This window comes from Luteithermobacter gelatinilyticus (genome assembly GCF_005849285.1).
GTDB lineage: Bacteria > Pseudomonadota > Alphaproteobacteria > Sphingomonadales > Emcibacteraceae > Luteithermobacter > Luteithermobacter gelatinilyticus.
This window is the reverse complement of the sequence record NZ_CP040517.1, coordinates 25956-40049: the sequence shown is the minus strand read 5'-3', so window position 1 is coordinate 40049 and position 14094 is coordinate 25956. Positions and strand designations below refer to the sequence as shown.

Genomic DNA, 14094 nt, shown 5'->3' with positions numbered 1-14094 from the left:
AATATAGGAAGTTATCCTGGATTCGTCAAGTTAGGATACAGGAGGGGGGCGTTCATATATCCAACCCGCGATCGAGCATTGGCATAAAGGTCATGCCGCAAAGAGCTATCTATTATATAAAGTGCTATCTATTATATGAAGAAGAAACAGGAAAAAGAGAGGCACAGGCCTATCAACTTACAGATCAGCAATGGCTAAGCGTTATTGAAGCTTCAAAGACTGGGTGTTAAAGTTGCCCTGCAATGGTCAATATGCGCTCACTTGTGATTCTCAAGTCATGATCTGTCATGTGGCTCACCCCCCCCTATACCTTAGAGAATTGCGAAGCCAAAGTACCAGATACGACACGGGCGTACCGGCTGGAATAACCGATACGGCGCGATCTTGGTTATTAATAATCCTGAACCCTAATGGAAGCTGGCGATGGCTTTGCGGAATCGCGCCAGGGAAATCAGGAAATAAACCCCGCTGATGCCTATAATCGCTAGAAGATCCGGCCAGACAATATCCAGCCCGGCGCCACGATAGAGGATCGCCTGGGAAAAGGCCACAAAATGGGTGGAGGGAGACAGCTGCATGACATTTTGCAGCCACACCGGCATGCTTTCCAGCGGCGTGGTACTGCCCGAGAGCAGATACATCATCACCAGAACCGGTATGACCAGCAGCCCGAACTGCGGCATGGAGCCGGTAAAGGTGGCCAAAAGGATGCCCAGCGCCGTCACCGAAAACAGATACAACACCGCACCCACAATAAACAGCGGGACGGACCCGGCAATGGGCACCTCCAGAAGCTCATGCGCCACCAGCCACAAGGACAGAATGGCACCGGCAATGATCACCAGACCATTGGCCCAGATCTTGGCCAGCATGATTTCCGTGGGCACCACCGGCATGACCAGCAAATGTTCCACCGTGCCGTGCTCGCGTTCGCGGATCAGCGCCGCACCGGTCAGGATGATGGCCAGAATAGTGATGTTGTTGATGATCTGCATGATCGCATTGAAATTGACCGACCGGAAATTGGGATTGAACTTAGCGCGGATCACAAGATCAACCGGCAGCGGGGCGGCCTTTTCCTGACCGGTTGCATATTTCACGGCTTCCTGCATGATGATATTTTGCAGATAAACGGCACCGTTGCCGGCCTGGGTCATGGCTGTGGCGTCCACATTGATCTGCAATGCGGGGCGTCTGCCAGCCAGAAGATCGGCTTCAAATTCCGGCGGAATATCCAAAACAAAAACATATTTTCCCTGATCCAGTACCGCCTCCATCTGCCGGGAGTCGATATAGTCCGGGGTTTTGAAAAACGGCGGCAGCAGCGCCGCCCCGATTTGCCGCGACAGTTCCGAGCGGTCCTCGTCAACAATCGCCACGGCGGCGTTTTCCACCTCGAATTTGGCGCCGGTGGCCACCGCATAAACTGCATAGGAAAACACATAGACAATCAGAACCATCAGCACCGGATCGGTGCGCAGGCCATACAATTCCTTGATGCCAAGATGAAAAATATTGCTCCAGCGTTTCCCCATGGTCTAGTTTTCCTGTTTCGGCAACGCCACCAGCGCCGCGACAATAAAGACCATGGCGAAACCTGCCAGCGCCAGATGATTCTGCCACAAGGTCGAAAGCCCCAGCCCCTTGGTCAGGGTACCGATGCTGATCTGTTCAAACCAGGAGGACGGAAAGGCCAGCCCCAGAAACCGCCCGCCGCCTGAAAGCGATGAAACCGGCACCAGAAGACCGGAAAAATTCACAGACGGGACAATGGAAATCACGGCGGTGGCAAAAATCGCTGCCACCTGGCTTTTGGTAAAGCTCGACATAAAAAGCCCGAAACCGGTGGTGGCCAGAATATACAGAATACCCCCCAACGCCAGCGCGACAAATGATCCCTTTACGCTCACCCCGAACACCAGCCAGGACATAAGAAGCATGCTGAGAAAACTCAGCAGCGAAACGGCCACATAAGGCAGCTGTTTGCCGGCCAGAAATTCAAACCGGGTCACCGGCGTAGCGCGAAAATTGGCGATCGAGCCGGTTTCCTTTTCCCGCACGACACCCACCGCCGTCATCATCGCCGGAATCAGCACCAGCATCAGCATAATCACCCCGGGCAGAATGGCATAAACGCTCTTGAACGCCTGGTTATAAAGGAACCGGGTTTCAAGATTGACCGGCAGCGCCGCAGAGCGCCCCTGAAAGTCATAACCCCGAGCCGTCTGTTGCTCAAGATAGTGCAGCGCCAGCCCGGTGACATAGCCGCGAATGGTTTCAGCTCTGAATGGCATGGTGCCGTCAATCCAGATCCCCACCTCCGGGGTCTCTCCCTGTAACAGCCGGCGGCCAAAATCCGTCGGAATTTCAAGCGCAAGTTTCAGTTCTCCGCTTTTCAGCCGGCGCATCAGCTCCTCGGCACTTTGCGCCGGCGGCCTTTCGATGAAATACCGCGAACCACTGAAATTTTCCAGCAGCGTCCGGCTTTCCAGGGACTGATCCTGATCATAAACCGCATAAGGCAGGTCTTCCACATCCAGGGAAATACCGTATCCAAAGGTCAGCATCAGCAGCAGCGGCCCCAGCAGGGCAAAAGCCAGTCGGATCGGATCCCGCAACAGTTCCATGCTCTCCCGCCGGGCATAGGCCCACAGCCGGCCGGGATTAAAACGCCGCTCTACAACCGGCCTCTGGTGTGCAACCGGTAACACCCCCTCCTCCTGTGCAGACGGCTCTGACGAGGGCGCCACCGCCGTTTCCCGCACCGCCTCCTCCAGCCGGAAAATAAAGGCTTCTTCCAGCGTCGCAGCCCCGTGGGCCCGCATCAGCTCATCCGGTGCCCCCACCGCCAACACCCGTCCGGCATGCATCAGGGAAATCCGATCACAGCGTTCGGCCTCATTCATGAAATGGGTGGAAATAAAAATCGTCACCCCCTTGTTGCGGGACAGGTCGATCAGATAATGCCAGAATTGATCCCGGGCCACAGGATCCACCCCCGAAGTGGGCTCGTCCAGAATCAACATTTCCGGGCCGTGCAGGACCGCCGTCGCCAGTTGCAGACGCTGACGAATCCCCAGAGGCAGGCTTTCGGGGCGTTGATCGGCCACAGCCTCAAGGTCGAAATCCCGCAGCAATTCCTCTACCCGGGGCCCGATCTGCGCTTTGGGCAGATGATAGAGCCGGGCGTGTAGCTCCAGATTTTGCCGTAGGGTCAGTTCGCCATAGAGGGAAAAGGTCTGGGACATGTAACCGACCCGGCGGCGGGTTTCCAGGTCACCGCCCGCTAACGGTCGGCCAAACAGGCGGGCCTCGCCCTCCGTCGCCGGTAAAAGACCCGTCAGCATTTTCATGGTGGTGGTCTTGCCGCACCCATTGGAGCCGAGAAAACCGAAAATTTCCCCACGATAAATACGGAAACTCACATGATCGACAGCGGTGAACTGGCCGAACCGGCGGGTCAGGCCCTCGGCCTCAATGGCCGGTACTTGCGTTTCCTCCACCGCGCGGGGGGTAACTACAACCGCCTGATGTCCGGCGCGTTTTTCCGCCGGCAGCAGGGCAATGAACGCGGCCTCAAGGGTACGCGCGCCGGTCTGGGTCTTGAACGTCTCCGGCGCGCCCGAAGCGATTACCCGGCCATCATCCATGGCCGCCAGCCAGTCAAACCGTTCGGCTTCCTCCATATAGGCGGTAGCCACAAGCACACTCATGCCCGGCCGACGGCGGCGGATACGGTCAATCAATTCCCAGAACTGTCGACGGGACAAGGGATCCACCCCGGTGGTCGGTTCATCAAGCACCAGAAGATCCGGATCATGAATCAGCGCACAACACAGTCCGAGTTTCTGTTTCATCCCCCCGACAGTTTGCCGGCCGGGCGGGCGGCAAAGGGGGCAAGGCCAGTGGCTTGCAAAAGATCAGCGATACGCGCCCGGCGCTCCGCTTCCGGCTGGCCGAACAGGCGGCCGAAAAAGTCAATATTTTCAAACACGCTGAGGGTGGGATAGAGATTCCGGCCCAGCCCCTGCGGCATATAGGCAATGCGGTGATGGCAGAGGCGGCGATGGCGCCGGTCGGTCATATCCCCGCCGAGAGTGTGAACCTGTCCGTCTTGTAAACGCCGGACACCGGTGATCAATGCCAGAAGCGTCGATTTGCCCACCCCGTCCGGCCCGATCACTCCCGCCATGCAGCCGGCCGGAATATCGAGTGTCACTTCCCTGAGGGCCACGGCGGCACCATAATTATGGCTGACCCGCTCCAGACGGGTGACACTTTCGGCACACATCACGGCAGCTTGACGTTGAGGTGATCCGGCCATGCGACCTGCGGGTCAACGGCGATATAAACCCTGCCGCGCACCCCGGTCTTGACCTGTTTTTCATATTGCTTCAGCAGATCACGCGGCAGGGTAAGCTTGACCCGGAACATCAGCTTGTCCCGTTCGTCCTGGGTTTCAACCGATTTCGGGGTGAACTGCGCCTCGGACGCCACAAAGGTAACCTTGGCCGGCACCACATATTGCGGCACCGGATCAAGTATCAGCCGCGCCGGGCTGCCCAGCGCCAGCCGCCCCGCCGGCCCCGCCGGGATAAACACCGTCATATAGACATCCGTGACATCCAGAAGGGTCAGAATACGCGCGCCCGCGCCCACCACTTCACCGGGCTGGGCCAGTTTATATTGCACCCGCCCGTCCCGCGGCGCGATAAGAACCGTATCCTCAAGCAGGGCCTCAAGCTCGGCCACACTGGCCTCGGCCACATCCACAGCAGCACTGGCCTGGTCAAAGCTGGCCTTGGCAGCCTCATGGGCGGCAATGGCGGAATCTTTCTGACTGCGCCGCTGATCGAGTGCCGCGGTGGAAATATGCCCTTTTTTGTGCAATGCGCTGGCCCGCTCAAACTCCTGCAAGGCGAGGGTGCGCTGGCTCAGAGCCTGAGCCATGGCCGCCTTGGCAGCGGCCCGGGCCTTTTGGGCCTGATTGACCAGCGCCTGAGCGCCACGAAGCCGGGCCTGCAACTCCTGGTTATCCATCCGCGCCAAAACTGTGCCAGCACTCACCATATCCCCTTCATTGACCAAAATTTCCGCGATACGGCCGGGCGCCTTGGCCGCAATTTCAATCTGTTCGGCCTCGATTCTGCCATTGGTCACAATGATGCCCTCCGGCAGCGATGTCCGTCCCTCTATCAGCCAGTATACGACCCCACCACTCACCAGTGTCACAAGGATAATCAACAGGGAAAGAGTTTTTTTCATTTACATCAGTCCATATTTCCGGAACAGAGCATCATTAAAAATTTGCACTGCACAATTTTTGTCGTCTTCCATAACTTCCAAGGATAGGTTCTATACCTAAAGCAGATCGGATAACTTGACCAGGATCAATTTTCAGAATTTATAAGATAAATGCCATATTCCAGACATATTAAGGCATTAACCACATTCTGAAAGTTCGAAAACGGTCGCCGCTTTCGGGGTATTCCTTTGGCTGCCAATGGCGGAACAGCCTTTGATGCAGCGCAAAAACGGTGTCATATTTCGGAAAAATATAAGGAAAAATGATGTTGCTTCTGGACGGAAAAAAGGGTCTTGTGGTCGGCGTTGCCAACCGTCATTCCATTGCTGCCGGCTGCGCCCGCGCCCTGCGTAATGCCGGAGCGGATCTGGCACTCACTTATCTCAATGACAAGGCCCGGCCCTATGTGACGCCGCTCGCCGAGGAGGTCAAGGCTCCGTTGTTTCTGCCGCTTGACGTGGAGCGGGACGGGCAAATGGAAGCGGTTTTTGAACAGATCGAGACCTTCTGGGGCCGTCTGGATTTTCTGATTCATTCCATCGCCTATTGTCCCAAAGAAGATTTGCACGGACCGTTGTCCGCCTGTTCCCGTCCCGGATTCCTACAGGCCATGGACATTTCGGTTTATTCCTTTATCCGCATGGCACATCTGGCCGCACCGCTGATGCGCAACGGCGGGGCACTGCTGACCATCAGTTATCACGGGGCAGAAAAGGTGGTGGATCATTATAATGTCATGGGGCCGGTCAAGGCGGCACTGGAATCCAGCGTCCGGTATCTGGCCGCCGAACTGGGCCCGCGGGGAATTCGTGTCAATGCTCTCTCGCCCGGCCCGATCAAGACACGGGCGGCTTCCGGAATCGCCCATTTTGACGAACTGATGGACAAGGCCCGGCAAAATGCTCCCGAACGGCGGCTGGTAAGCATTGAGGACGTGGGCGCCATGGCCATGGGCCTGGTCAGCGATCTGTCGCGCAATGTCACCGGCAATATCGCCTATGTGGATGCCGGCCTGCATGTGATGAGTTAGTTGAACATGTGATGAGTTTAATTGGCCCGGCCGGCTCCCCCGACCCGGAAGACGTGACCCAAACAGCGTTCAGCAAATTCGCCGCCTTCAAAGACCCGGATCCGGAAAAGAAGGCCGGGCAATATGAAAGATGGCGGGACCGCACAGCACAGAGACAAGGAAAAACGACAGCGATAACCCGCCGTTGCGCATCTTGCTACTCCTTTCTCTGGCCCTTGTGCAGCGCCTGCAATTTACGCCATCTTTGGTATTGTTCCACCTTCCCTGGGTCTGGGTGTTCCTCGCCCTTCAGCCAAAACGCGACCCAGTCCACATTGCCCTGCTTGGAAGCGAAACGCTCGGCCAGTTTGACCAGCACATGGGTGCCGCGGGGATAGATGACAAATTCCACCGGTTTTTGCAGTCTTTGCAAAATAGCGTAGCTGTCCCACCAGGCTGAAACATAATTGTCACTCAACTGTTCAATCAGCAGCGGGGTCATAACCTCATCCAGATGAAACACCGAACTGCGTCGTTGCAACACCACCACATCCCGCCAGCGGCCATGATGGCAGGCAACCCGTTCGAGCATGCCGACCCGCCGAAAACCGCACCTTTCATGCAACCGCAGACTGGCTTCATTTTCCGGAAAAATCTTGGCCAGCAAGGTCCAATACCCGGCTTGTTCCGTAGCCGTAACGAGGGCATCCAGCAATTGCCGTCCCGCGCCCCGGCCATGGCAGTTTTCATCAATATAGAGCGTATCCTCCGCCACCCCCCGATAGGCGGGCATGTTGCTGAAGGCGCTGATCGCAGCCCAGCCCCGCACCACACCCTGTTCGGTCAGCACCAGACGGCAATCCTTTAGAAAACTGCGGTCCCAGTCGGGCCAGTCTTTGTTTTCCGTATTGAAGGTGGCATTCCCGCCGGCAATACCCTGGCCGTAAATCTCCCGCACCCGGGCGTAATCCGTGGGCTCAAAGGGGCGAATGTGAAAGATCGGCTGTGACATGGCAGGCTCATAAAAAATCGCGGATCATGGCAATCAGCGGTTCGTCCGCTGGCGGCATGGGATAGTTCTGCAGCTCCTTGATCCGTACCCATTTCAGAATCTGCCCTTCCCGCGGCTGCACAATGCCGTCCCAGCGCCGGCACAGAAAACAGGGCATCAGCAGATGAAAATCCTCATAACTGTGGGAGGCAAAAACAAACGGCGCGAAACAGGCTTCGGTGGTGTCGATATTCAATTCTTCCCTCAGTTCCCGGATCAGGGCCCGTTCCGGCGTTTCACCGTCTTCCACCTTGCCACCGGGAAACTCCCACAACCCCGCCATGGATTTGCCCTCGGGCCGCTGCGCCAGCAGAATGCGGCCATCCACATCCACCAGAATCACGGCGGCCACCGTGACCAGTTTTATCGGCCCGGTGGGGCGGTTTGGTATATCGGGACAATTGGTCATGTCTTCTCCTGCTGCTTGAACCAGTGAGCTTTGCTAAGGCGGAAAAACTCCCCGCAGCCATGGGTATGGCCACAACGGGCATATTCCTCTGGCGTTTGTCCCTGATACACAAACCCCGCTTTTTCCAGAATACGCCGTGAGCCGATATTGTCGGCCGCCGTCTGCGCCACCAGTTCCTCTATCGCGGAATGTTCAAAACAGGCCCGGACCACCGCCTGCAGCATTTCCGTCGCATATCCCCGGCCCCAGGCGGCGCGCCCGAACCAGTAACCGATTTCCGCCGTGCCGGTGAGGGCAAACAGGCGCACCCCACCCAGCTGCGCGCCTGTCACTTTGTCAAATACGCCATAAGCCATCCCCCGCCCGGCGGCCTGATCGTCACGCCGCTGCCGGATCATCCCGGCGCCATCCGCCTCGCGAAAGGGGAACGGCACATTGCGCGACAGCCAACGGGTGACTTCCCAGTCAGACAGAATAGCCACCAGGCCGGCCACGTCGGCGTCCTCAAAGGGCCGGAGGATCAGACGATCGGTTTCCAGATGTACCGGCATCGCAAGGGTCATGACCTAACTCCGGTAATCCGCATTGATGGTGATATAATCATGGGTCAGATCACAGGTCCAGACCGTGGCCTGGCCATCGCCGCCCACCCCCACATCCACAAAAATGTGGATATACTGCCCCTTGAGATGGGCGGTACAAGCCGCTTCATCGTAACTTTCGGCCGCCTGGCCCGCTTCGGTCAGCCTCTGGCCCCCAATTTCAATGATCAGCCGGTCCCGATCTGCGGCTTCACCCGCCTTGCCCACCGCCATGACAATCCGGCCCCAATTGGCGTCCTCGCCGGCAATGGCAGTCTTGACCAGCGGGGAATTGGCAATGCTCAAGGCAATCACTTTTGCGGCCCGATCATCTTCCGCCCCGGCCACAGTGATTTCGATGAACTTGCTGGCCCCTTCGCCGTCCTTGACCACCTGCTGGGCCAGATCCTGCATTATTTCTAGAAACTGGCTCCTGAAATCCTCAAGGCGCGGGTCCTGACTGTCATTGATTTCTGCGCCAGCGCCGCTTGTGCCGGTCGCAAAAACCAGCAGCGTATCGGAGGTGGAGGTATCGCTGTCGACCGTGATGGCATTAAAGCTTTTATCGGTCGCCTCTTTCAGAATGTGCTGCAGCACGGTCCGGGGCAGCGCCGCATCGGTAAAGACAAAAGCCAGCATGGTCGCCATATCCGGGGCAATCATCCCGCTGCCTTTCGCAATCCCGTTGAGGGTCACTTTTCGGCCATCAATCACGGCGGTTCGAGTGGCTCCCTTGGGGAAGGTATCAGTGGTACGGATCGCGTCTGCTGCCTGCCGCCAGGTGCTGTTTGTCCGGGCCGCATCCTCAACCGCAGCGCTGATTTTTTCCCCGGGCAGGACTTCGCCGATCACCCCGGTGGAAGCCACATACACCTCTTCCTCGGCACAGCCCACCACCCGCGCCGCGGCGGCAATGGTCTGTTTCATGGCCGCCTCCCCCGCCCGGCCCGTGAAGGCGTTGGCGTTACCCGCATTGACCAGCAAGGCCCGGCCGCCCCATCCGCTCTCGATCCCGCGACGACACCAGTCCACCGGCGCCGACCGGGTTTTGGAGCGGGTAAAGACACCGGCTGTCACGGTGCCTTCAGGTAATCGGGCAAAAAGCAGGTCATCGCGCCCCTGATATCTGGTGCCGCTGCAAATGGTGCCCAAACGGACCCCTTCCAGCACCGGCATGTTCGGAAATTCCGCCGGAGCCAGAGGGGAAATTTTGGTAATTTTGGCCATAGATACAGATCCTTTAATCATGGGCCGTCCGAAGCATCCGGTAAAATCCGAGGAAAGGGACGGTGTTTTGCGGAATTTATAAAACATGTTCCGCCGCTTGCTAAGAAGAATATACAAAATTGTCACAGTTTTTCTGTAAATGGCGGATCAGTCATTGACAGCACCCCTTACGGGACTTATCTGTGCATAACTGGAAAAAACAGATAAGCCCCCATTGAGGAAAATATCAGGTCGGATCCGTCTGAGCGCTTAAGGAATAGAATATGTTGGGATTTGGCACACTCGCCAGGAAGATTTTCGGCACCTCGAACGATCGGTATATCAAAAGCCTGAAACCACGCATTGATGCCATCAACGCCCTGGAAAGCGATATCAGCGCGCTCAGTGATGAGCAATTGCGTGCCAAAACCGATGAATTTCGGGCTCGCCTTGCCGACGGCGCCCGGCTCGACAGCCTGCTGGAAGAAGCCTTTGCCGTGGTCCGCGAAGCCGCAAAACGTACCATCGGCCTGCGTCATTACGATGTGCAGCTGATCGGCGGCATTGTGCTGCATGAAGGCAAAATCGCTGAAATGAAAACCGGCGAAGGGAAAACCCTTGTGGCAACCCTTGCCGCCTATCTCAACGCCCTGCCCGGCAACGGCGTGCATGTGGTCACCGTTAATGACTATCTGGCCCGGCGCGACAGCGAATGGATGGGACAGGTCTATCGTTTCCTGGGGCTTTCGGTAGGCTGCATCATTCCCAATATGGACGACGCCCTGCGGCGGGAAGCCTATCGCGCGGACATCACCTATGCCACCAATAACGAACTGGGCTTTGATTATCTGCGCGACAACATGAAATATCATCCGGATGCCATGGTCCAGCGCGCGCCCCATTTCGCCATTGTTGACGAGGTGGACAGCATCCTCATCGACGAAGCGCGCACACCGCTGATTATCTCCGGCCCCACCGAAGACAAATCTGATCTTTATGTGGCCATCGACAAGATCATCCCCGAACTCAATGAGGAGGACTACGAGGTCGATGAGAAAAACAACAATATCAGCCTGACCGAAGAGGGAATGGAGCATCTGGAACAAGTCCTCACCGAAGCCGGGCTGATCGAAGGCGGACTGTATGATTTTGGCAATGTGGCCGTGGTGCATCATGTGAACCAAGCGCTTAAGGCCCATAAACTGTTCCAAGCGGAAAAGGATTATATCGTCAAGGACGGCCAGATCATCATCATTGATGAGTTTACCGGCCGCATGATGGAAGGCCGGCGTTATTCCGACGGCCTGCACCAGGCCCTGGAAGCCAAGGAAGGTGTCGAGATCAAGACCGAAAACCAGACCCTGGCCTCGGTCACGTTCCAGAATTATTTCCGGCTGTATCCGAAACTGGCCGGCATGACCGGCACCGCGGCCACGGAAGCCGCCGAATTCGCCGATATTTACGGCCTTGAAGTCATTGAAATGCCGACCCATCTTCCGGTGGCCCGGATTGATGAGGATGACGAGGTCTATCGTACGGCACGCGAAAAATATGCCGCCATTATCGACCTTCTGGAAGACTGTTACAAACGGCAGCAGCCGGTGCTGGTGGGCACGGTCAGCATCGAAAAATCCGAATATCTCAGCGACATGCTGAAAAAGCGCAAAATCCCCCATAACGTGCTGAACGCCAAATTCCACGAACAGGAAGCCTATATCGTGGCCCAGGCCGGCCGGCCCGGCGCCATCACCATCGCCACCAACATGGCCGGACGCGGCACCGACATCCAATTGGGCGGCAATCTGGACATGCGCATCAAAAGCGAAGTGGACGAGATTGACGAAACCGCCCGCGCGGCGGCCATCGAAAAAATTGCCGCCGAGATCGAGGCCGACAAACAGAAAGTGATCGAGGCCGGCGGGCTCTATGTCATTGGCACCGAACGCCATGAAAGTCGTCGTATCGACAATCAGCTGCGGGGCCGGTCCGGCCGGCAGGGTGACCCGGGCCGCTCCAAATTTTTCCTCAGCATGGAAGATGATCTAATGCGCATCTTTGGCGGCGAACGCATGGATGCCCTGATGCAGAAATTCGGGCTTGAGGAAGGCGAGGCCATCGTCCATCCCTGGATCAACCGGGCCATTGAAAAAGCCCAGCAAAAGGTAGAAGCCCGCAACTATGACATCCGCAAGAACCTGCTGAAATTCGACGATGTCATGAATGATCAGCGCAAGGCCATCTACGAACAGCGCCTGGAAGTGATGACCGCCGACGATGTCAGCGAGACCATCACCGACATGCGCCATGAAACCGTGCAGGATCTGATCGAGGCGCATCTGCCACCGCGGGCCTATCCGGAAGAATGGGACGTCAAGGGGTTGAGCGTGGAGCTTCAACGGCTGTTCGGACAGGATTTCGGCTGTGAGGCGTGGGCCAAGGAAGAGGGCATTGACATTGCCGGCTTTGAAGAACGCCTGATCCAGGAAACCGACAAATTCATGGCGTCCCGGGCCGCCAATATCGGCCCTGACATTATGCGCCAGATTGAAAAAAGCATCCTGCTGCAAAGCATTGACAGCCACTGGAAAGAACATCTGGCACAACTGGATCATTTGCGTCAGGTCATTCAGCTGCGCGCCTACGGTCAGCGCGACCCGCTCAATGAATACAAAACCGAAGCCTTCGCCATGTTTGAAAACATGCTGACGCTGACGCGCGAGAATGTGGTCATGCTGCTGTCCCATATCCAGGTGCAGACCGAACAGGCGCCGCCGCCGCTGGAAGAGCCGCCGCTGGACCAGTTGCAGACCAGCCATATTGACGCCACCACCGGCGAAAATGATGCCGTCCCTGGCGGGGCGCCCGGCACCATCCCTGCAGCCCGGGCGGCCGGCGGACCGGTCATCAGTCGCAATGCCCCCTGTCCCTGCGGTTCCGGTGAAAAATACAAAAACTGTCACGGGAAAATTGTGCCCAAAGTCGGGCGTAACCAACCCTGCCCCTGCGGCTCCGGCAAAAAATACAAGCATTGTCACGGCGCAATCTGATCTGCGCCCCCAAGGATTTCTGAACTGAATCCCCCGTCCCGCGCACAAGCCGGGCGGGGAACTGATCCAGTCTAGATAATTGCTTTAGGCTTTACATGCTGAACTCTTCCTAGAAAGAACAAAATTAAGCATCATTCCCCCGAAAAAAGGTCAACAAGATAGTAAAAATTGACCCCTCAAAAACTTGAGATTCCACATCAAAGGAATTATAGATCGCGCCATACTTGTCCTGCAACAATGATACTCTATTGACAAAGAGACCTTTCGGTAACCTACTATAATTTAGGAGAAGTCCAGACAATTATATTACGTTTTTGTTGTATATTTTTTTCTATGAGAGTAATATTCACTAAATTTAGTGGGGAATTGGGGGCTCGAGATTAGGTCTGTACTTATTCCCATTATATTCAGTTAAACGTAGCAACATCTTGGGAGGGGTAAAATGAATTACAGGCTAATTGCTACATCCTTTCTTCTAAATTTTTTACTCACTATTTCTGCTAGCCATGCCGCAGAAGAAAAAAACACTCTCACACATGGTATGGTTCAGATGACATTAAAAGTAGGAGAAACTACCCAACTGGCTGTAGCTGAAGCCTTCGGGGCTCCTAATATTACCACTATTGACGGTAACGGGCAGGAAGTATGGATATACAGGCGTCATGCCACTGTTTCCACATCTAAAACCAATTCAAAAAGTTTTGTCATTGGTCTGGGGTTTGGGGCTGGAGGTGTCGGAGGCGGTGCTGGTGCTGGCATTGGTAATGCCACTACAGGTTTTGAACAGTCTTCAAGAACCATGACTCTTATTATCAAATTTAACGGTGAAAAAATTGTATCTGACTTCAGAAGCAGGTCCAGTTCATTTTAATTAAACGGAAAAATAAAAAGGGGAGAGGTAAATGAAACAACTTTTTATTGTCTTAACATGTCTTGTCCTTGCTGCATGTAGCTCTCATAAAATAAAAGAGCCGACGTTATCTGGCTTAGCGCTTCAACAGCTTCAAACCAGAGAGTATGAAGCACCTTATGAAATTGTGTTCAAATCTATTGTATCCGTTCTTCAAGACACTGGATATATCGTTGAAAACGCTGACAGCGTCACAGGTTTCATTACCGCAAAGGCACCTTCTAAAAGTAATAGCACTTGGAATCCATTTACAGGGCTTGGAAAAGAGCACCATACAACCAAAATTACGGCAACTGCAGAAGCAATCGGAACTGAGTTTACGAAAGTTCGACTAAATTTCGTTTCTATTGATGAAGATTCCAGCATGTATGGCACTTCTAGGGTGGATACCCCTATAGAAGATGAGGAAATTTATAGAAACATTTTTGAAAAGATAGGTGAAACCATCTTTATTAAACAGGCCATAAATTAGACTAGGGAAACACAAACAACAATCAAAAAAGCGCTGAGACCCCTTACAGCGCTTTTTTGGCCTAAAATTCTCTGATCTAAAATTCTCTGGCCTAAAATTCCTTT

The 14094-nt window shown here is 55.4% G+C and carries 10 protein-coding genes and 1 pseudogene; 4 read left to right on the top strand and 7 right to left on the bottom strand.

The genetic code is table 11. The features are described 5' to 3' along the window. Nucleotides 1-407 precede the first annotated feature (407 nt). From FE788_RS00190 to FE788_RS00180, 3 genes and pseudogenes are all read right to left on the bottom strand, one after another. Complete coding sequence (locus FE788_RS00190) at nucleotides 408-1535, bottom strand: ABC transporter permease (protein ID WP_138378757.1); 1128 nt, start codon at nucleotides 1533-1535, stop codon at nucleotides 408-410. A gap of 3 nt (nucleotides 1536-1538) precedes the next feature. After that, nucleotides 1539-4291: pseudogene (rbbA, locus tag FE788_RS00185) on the bottom strand (ribosome-associated ATPase/putative transporter RbbA). After that, nucleotides 4291-5265 (bottom strand): HlyD family secretion protein, encoded by a 975-nt coding sequence (locus FE788_RS00180; RefSeq protein WP_138378756.1) that lies wholly within the window; start codon nucleotides 5263-5265, stop codon nucleotides 4291-4293. The pseudogene rbbA and the gene FE788_RS00180 overlap by 1 nt, the downstream one beginning before the upstream one ends. Before the next feature lie 305 nt (nucleotides 5266-5570). Here FE788_RS00180 and fabI point away from each other — a divergent pair, with 305 nt between their 5' ends. After that, nucleotides 5571-6335 (top strand): enoyl-ACP reductase FabI, encoded by a 765-nt coding sequence (gene fabI, locus FE788_RS00175; RefSeq protein WP_138381221.1) that lies wholly within the window; start codon nucleotides 5571-5573, stop codon nucleotides 6333-6335. Between the two features lie 196 nt (nucleotides 6336-6531). On the opposite strand, the gene FE788_RS00170 is transcribed toward fabI, so the two are convergent. From FE788_RS00170 to argJ, 4 genes are read right to left on the bottom strand one after another with little or no spacing between them, the layout of a single operon-like run. Continuing rightward, complete coding sequence (locus FE788_RS00170; protein WP_138378755.1) at nucleotides 6532-7326, bottom strand: GNAT family N-acetyltransferase; 795 nt, start codon at nucleotides 7324-7326, stop codon at nucleotides 6532-6534. 7 nt (nucleotides 7327-7333) lie between these two features. Further along, nucleotides 7334-7774, bottom strand: coding sequence for an 8-oxo-dGTP diphosphatase MutT (gene mutT, locus FE788_RS00165; RefSeq protein ID WP_168190193.1), 441 nt, complete (start codon nucleotides 7772-7774; stop codon nucleotides 7334-7336). Then, nucleotides 7771-8337: a GNAT family N-acetyltransferase gene (locus FE788_RS00160; protein ID WP_138378754.1), complete on the bottom strand. Its 567-nt coding sequence runs from the start codon at nucleotides 8335-8337 to the stop codon at nucleotides 7771-7773. Before FE788_RS00160 ends, mutT begins: the two co-directional genes overlap by 4 nt. A gap of 3 nt (nucleotides 8338-8340) precedes the next feature. Beyond that, a complete protein-coding gene (gene argJ / locus FE788_RS00155) occupies nucleotides 8341-9582 on the bottom strand; it encodes a bifunctional glutamate N-acetyltransferase/amino-acid acetyltransferase ArgJ (RefSeq protein WP_138378753.1) in 1242 nt (413 codons plus the stop codon). A gap of 263 nt (nucleotides 9583-9845) precedes the next feature. Between argJ and secA the strand changes: the two genes are divergently transcribed. The 3 genes from secA to FE788_RS00140 all read left to right on the top strand — a co-directional run bounded on the left by secA (nucleotide 9846) and on the right by FE788_RS00140 (nucleotide 13990). Further along, the gene (secA, locus tag FE788_RS00150) at nucleotides 9846-12608 is read left to right on the top strand and encodes a preprotein translocase subunit SecA (RefSeq protein ID WP_138378752.1); all 2763 of its coding nucleotides are present in this window, start codon (nucleotides 9846-9848) and stop codon (nucleotides 12606-12608) included. 442 nt (nucleotides 12609-13050) lie between these two features. Then, the gene (locus FE788_RS00145; RefSeq protein WP_138378751.1) at nucleotides 13051-13479 is read left to right on the top strand and encodes a hypothetical protein; all 429 of its coding nucleotides are present in this window, start codon (nucleotides 13051-13053) and stop codon (nucleotides 13477-13479) included. 31 nt (nucleotides 13480-13510) lie between these two features. Then, nucleotides 13511-13990 (top strand): hypothetical protein, encoded by a 480-nt coding sequence (locus tag FE788_RS00140; RefSeq protein ID WP_138378750.1) that lies wholly within the window; start codon nucleotides 13511-13513, stop codon nucleotides 13988-13990. Nucleotides 13991-14094: the final 104 nt, after the last annotated feature.

Coding starts and splice junctions, on each gene's coding strand:
- FE788_RS00190 (WP_138378757.1), bottom strand. CDS start 1,535: ATGGGGAAACGCTGGAGCAATATTTTTCATCTTGGCATCAAGGAATTG.
- FE788_RS00180 (WP_138378756.1), bottom strand. CDS start 5,265: ATGAAAAAAACTCTTTCCCTGTTGATTATCCTTGTGACACTGGTGAGT.
- fabI (WP_138381221.1), top strand. CDS start 5,571: ATGTTGCTTCTGGACGGAAAAAAGGGTCTTGTGGTCGGCGTTGCCAAC.
- FE788_RS00170 (WP_138378755.1), bottom strand. CDS start 7,326: ATGTCACAGCCGATCTTTCACATTCGCCCCTTTGAGCCCACGGATTAC.
- mutT (WP_168190193.1), bottom strand. CDS start 7,774: ATGACCAATTGTCCCGATATACCAAACCGCCCCACCGGGCCGATAAAA.
- FE788_RS00160 (WP_138378754.1), bottom strand. CDS start 8,337: ATGACCCTTGCGATGCCGGTACATCTGGAAACCGATCGTCTGATCCTC.
- argJ (WP_138378753.1), bottom strand. CDS start 9,582: ATGGCCAAAATTACCAAAATTTCCCCTCTGGCTCCGGCGGAATTTCCG.
- secA (WP_138378752.1), top strand. CDS start 9,846: ATGTTGGGATTTGGCACACTCGCCAGGAAGATTTTCGGCACCTCGAAC.
- FE788_RS00145 (WP_138378751.1), top strand. CDS start 13,051: ATGAATTACAGGCTAATTGCTACATCCTTTCTTCTAAATTTTTTACTC.
- FE788_RS00140 (WP_138378750.1), top strand. CDS start 13,511: ATGAAACAACTTTTTATTGTCTTAACATGTCTTGTCCTTGCTGCATGT.